We start from the raw sequence: 3,773 nt of genomic DNA on the forward strand, positions 1-3,773 counted from the left end.
CGACGGCAAGGGCACCGGCAGATTCGAAAAGCACGTGATCAAGGAAGGCGGCTGCGGACACGGCTTCGGTTTTGGCGACGTCAACGGAGACGGCCGAGGCGATTTCATCATTCCCAACGGATGGATCGAGGCTCCCAACCAGCCCTACAGGCAGGCATGGACGCTTCACGAAGAGTTCAACCTGGGCACCACGAGTTGCCCGGTATTGGTGTACGACGTCAACAAAGACGGCAGGGCTGATCTGATCGAGGGACAGGCACACGGCTACGGGCTGAACTGGTGGGAACAGAAGACTGGTGCGGATGGCAAGAGGACATGGATCAAACACCCAATTGACCCGGACCGTTCCCAGTACCATGACCTGGTCCTGGCGGACATCGATAACGACGGGCAGGTGGAGTTGATCACCGGCAAGCGGTACCGGGCGCATCTCGGACGCGATCCCGGAGCGATGGACCCCGTGGGCACGTACTACTTCGAGATCGACGGCGGCAGGTTCCGCCGGGTAACACTGGACTATGGTCCGGCTTCGAAGGCCAGCGGCGTCGGCATCTACCTGTGGGTGGCCGACGTGGACGGCAACGGATGGAAGGACATCGTCGCCCCCGGCAAAGAAGGTCTCTACCTGTTCAGGAACCTGGGAAGATGAGGAAAACAACAAACGCGAATGCCTTCAAGGCATCCTCGCCGGTCCCGGACCGAGGGTAGTGCAGCCACTGCGGCAGGAGCAGGTGGCCGTCGGCTTTCGGCCAACAACCAAGTGCCGGTGTTTCGGCCGCGGCATCCCCATGCCGCAACAGCCGCGGACCTTTCGGCCGCCGTCCTACGTTTTCGACCACTCTTCCCACAATGCTTTGTAGTACTTGAGAAAGCGTACGGTATCGTCCGCGTTGCCGGACTTGAGAGCCGGGCACTCGATCAGGGCAGAGCGGTCATAACCGGCCTGGTTGAGCAGCGAAAACAGCTCGCGGTAAGGGTATCCGCCCACCAGATCGTTGATGTGCACGCAATAGATCTTGCCCTTCATCAGCTCGAACGATTCTTTCACCGAGCCGTTCTTGACGTCCACGCCGTTGGAGTTCCATGTCACGCCCACCTTCGGATGGTCAGCGACGTCCATGATTCTGCGCATGCGCGACGGTTCGGCCGTGCCGCTCCCGTGCATTTCACACCAGATCTCTACCCCGGCGGCCGCGGCCATCTCGCCTACGGCGTGAAGCGACTTGCCGATCTGCTCCAAAGTCTTGTCTTCGCTGACCTCCTTCGGCAGGCCGTTCGGCCGCACCTTGACACCTTTGGCACCTATGTCGGCGGCCAGTTCCACAAACCGCCTGCTGTCCTCCATGTTCCTGGCCAGGACCACGGGATCGGGCGAGTGATACTCACAAACCGAACCCAGACTCCATGCGCTCAGCCCGCTGTCCTCCAGCTTCTTCCGCACCTCCTTGCGCTGCTCCTTGGATAGCGACGGCTCGACCCCGTGCTTGTGCGTCGTCCGGAACTCCACTGCCGACAAGCCGACCTCGCGGCACCGGCGAATGAGGGCATCGAGGTCCCAGTCCGCCGCCAGGTTGTACGTGACCAGCCCCAGTCTCGTTTGCCTGCCGCGTTGCCCGCCTGACTGCCCGCCGGCAGCGCTCTCCGTTTCGCCGTGAGCAGCACTCGCACTCGTCGCCAGCCCGCCGGCAAAGGCCAACGAAGCCCCCAGGAACGTACGCCTGTTCAATACTTGCCCCACGGTAAACCTCCTCAATAATCATTACCACGGGCCACAGGCCCCATCGGCGGCGGCCTGGTCAATGACGCCCAGCCACCGTGCATTCGATTTCGCCTGAGCCACGCATTTCGCATGCCCATCCGGGGTTCGCCCCATCCCGCAAGCCGCAATCCGGCCGTATGCAAATCCGAATCGTTGCCCGAAAGTCCCGGAAACGCAAGCTTGCCGACCGCGACGCCCAAGAGCGGGTCGCCGACAAGATACGCTGGGAAACGGGGCGGCTCTTACAAGTGACTCGTTCGGAACCCCGACCGGAAGGAAGCGGCTGGAGGCTCGCTGTCACGCACCGGACCGAAAGAGGGCGACCACCTTGCCGCGTGCGACTTCGTGATATGGCCCGTTCTCGTCCAGACCGAGACGGACGATCAAGCAGTCCATTCCGCCTGAGAGCTCTCAGGGATGCATCTAATGTCCACGGACCGCAAACCCGACCCTTTGGTGCACTTTGCCCCTGGTTCAAGCAAGCTGGGAACGACTGCCTGCTGCAGCACAGAGAGGCACATCCCGCCCGGGTGCGACAGAGAGACGGCGATCCGTCGCGTTCGGCAGTTCGGACCAGCCCCTAGCTGCCAATGAAGTACGTCGCCCTCGCTTCTTAAACATGCACCCATCGTGAGTTATGGGACGAAAAAGCAAACGCCCGAACTCGATCAGATACTCCGTCTTCCGACTGAAAACGGAGGATCATGAATCGGACTGATGAAAAAGAACTCTCTTCTCAAATCTTTCATTGACGAACATCCGACCTGGAAGGTACAATACTATGTGATTTGCCGTGATTTGCCCCGTAACTTGTAAGGAACGCTTTGCCAAGCATGCGAAGGGGCGGGTCTAAGCGGTGCAGATACTCGGTCTGCGGCCAAGAGTCACAAGGGGTGCGAGTCTCGGTGTGACTCGTGACGTCCACAAGGTGCGAGTGCGTCGAACTCGGAGACCTCCTGGACAACCGAACCGTGATCTTTGGAGGGGCGACCTGTAGGACCCCGCCTCTGATCGATGGCCGATTGCCGGAAGACCGGAATCGATGGCTTGTTTTCTTTGGGTCTCCGTGGCTGAGGCGCTGTCGCGGACGCCTTGGAGCCAGCCAGCACCAGAGGAAGATGCCAGCAAGAGCGCTCGCCCGAGAGTCGTTCTCGCAGCATGCGGGATACGCAAGGTCAGTCGTTCCATTATGGAGGGCACAATGATCGCCTTTCGGTCGAATCAACAGCCGCCAATGTAATGGATGGCTCGACACAACGTCGGGCCGTGAATGGATAGGACAAGAGACAGAAGGAGGATACAGATGCATCGCATGATTGGCATGACACTAGTGTTGCTGGTCCTGAGTGCGGCCAGTAACGGACAGAACCTGCTGCTTAACCCAAGCTTTGACGAACCAGCCGTCGCTTCCAGTTGTGCGCGCGACACCGCTGCCGTGACGAATTGGACTAACCTCGCTAATCGAAACGACACCCTTTATATCCCCACTTGTCCGCGGGATGGTGACGGCGCCCGCGCTTCCGTGCAGGGGTGGGGCGGCGTTGGGTACCCGGGCCAGACCTTCTATCAGACTGTAAACGACCTGACTCCGGGCATCTCCTATAGCCTCACCGGCTACTGGGCTATGGGGCACATGGACAGTTGGGGCGCCCTCACCGTCACCGCTGAATTGCTTGATGGCGACTCACCGAGCAGCCCTAAGCTGGCCGAGGCCAAAGTTGTACAGTCACAGGGCGGCAGGGATTGGCAAGCCTTCCAGGTAAACGCCACCCCATCGGGCACAAGCATGACAGTCCTGTTTCGGTGGATAAATGCCGGATCAACTGGCTGGGCGCTGCATGTGGACGGATTGATGTTAACGACAACGACTTGCTTCAATCCCCCATCAGCAGACACTATCACCCCAGATTACGGGGTTCGCGGCACAACGGCGAGTGTTTCAATCACGGGCACGAACTTCGTGAATGGCCAGACCACCGTGAAACTCGCCCGCAGCGGGCAGTCGGACATCGTC

General features: G+C 60.2%; 3 protein-coding genes. 2 read left to right on the top strand and 1 reads right to left on the bottom strand.

Going from position 1 to position 3,773, the window contains the following annotated elements; translation table 11 throughout:
• Window positions 1–649: VCBS repeat-containing protein (locus PLL20_22000; protein HPD32673.1), on the top strand; the 649-nt coding region annotated here is incomplete at its 5' end.
• 174 nt (window positions 650–823) lie between these two features.
• On the opposite strand, the gene PLL20_22005 is transcribed toward PLL20_22000, so the two are convergent.
• Window positions 824–1,738 (bottom strand): sugar phosphate isomerase/epimerase family protein, encoded by a 915-nt coding sequence (locus PLL20_22005; GenBank protein HPD32674.1) that lies wholly within the window; start codon window positions 1,736–1,738, stop codon window positions 824–826.
• A 1,324-nt stretch (window positions 1,739–3,062) separates the two neighbouring features.
• Between PLL20_22005 and PLL20_22010 the strand changes: the two genes are divergently transcribed.
• On the top strand, window positions 3,063–3,773 hold a 711-nt coding region (locus PLL20_22010), incomplete at its 3' end, for a hypothetical protein (protein ID HPD32675.1).

This window comes from Phycisphaerae bacterium, from assembly GCA_035384605.1.
GTDB lineage: Bacteria > Planctomycetota > Phycisphaerae > UBA1845 > PWPN01 > JAUCQB01.